Source organism: uncultured Pseudoteredinibacter sp., from assembly GCF_947500695.1.
Lineage (GTDB): Bacteria > Pseudomonadota > Gammaproteobacteria > Pseudomonadales > Cellvibrionaceae > Pseudoteredinibacter.
Window position 1 is genome coordinate 1 of sequence record NZ_CANMSS010000028.1, and the last position, 731, is coordinate 731.

Annotated in this window: 1 protein-coding gene; it reads right to left on the reverse strand. The window is 48.7% G+C overall.

The features are described 5' to 3' along the window. A partial coding sequence (locus Q1A08_RS21340; RefSeq protein WP_299776420.1) for an EF-Tu/IF-2/RF-3 family GTPase occupies positions 1-731 on the reverse strand: 731 nt, incomplete at both ends.

Sequence of the window (731 nt, forward strand, 5' to 3'; positions counted from 1 at the left end):
ATCTTAGATACAACACCAGCACCAACGGTACGGCCACCTTCACGAATCGCGAAGCGTAGACCTTCGTCCATGGCGATTGGGCAGATCAAGGTAACAGACATCTGAATGTTGTCACCTGGCATTACCATCTCAACGCCTTCTGGCAATTCACAAGCACCAGTTACGTCAGTAGTACGGAAGTAAAACTGTGGACGGTAGCCTTTAAAGAATGGAGTGTGACGACCACCTTCATCTTTAGACAGTACGTATACTTCACCTTCGAACTTGGTGTGCGGGTTGATTGAACCTGGAGCAGCCAATACCTGACCACGCTCAACTTCGTCACGCTTAGTACCACGTAGTAGTACACCAACGTTCTCACCGGCACGACCTTCGTCTAGCAACTTACGGAACATCTCTACACCAGTACAAGTAGTGGTAGTAGTGTCCTTGATACCAACGATTTCGATTTCTTCACCAACTTTAACGATACCGCGCTCAACACGACCGGTTACTACAGTACCACGACCCTGGATCGAGAAAACGTCTTCGATTGGAAGAATGAAAGCACCATCGATAGCACGCTCTGGCTCAGGAATGTACTCGTCTAGAGTCTCAACCAGCTTCTTAACAGCCGAAGTACCCAACTCGTTGTCGTCTTGGCCATTTAGAGCCATCAACGCAGAACCCGCGATGATTGGAGTGTCGTCGCCTGGGAACTCATAAGTTTCCAATAGCTCACGCAATTCCAT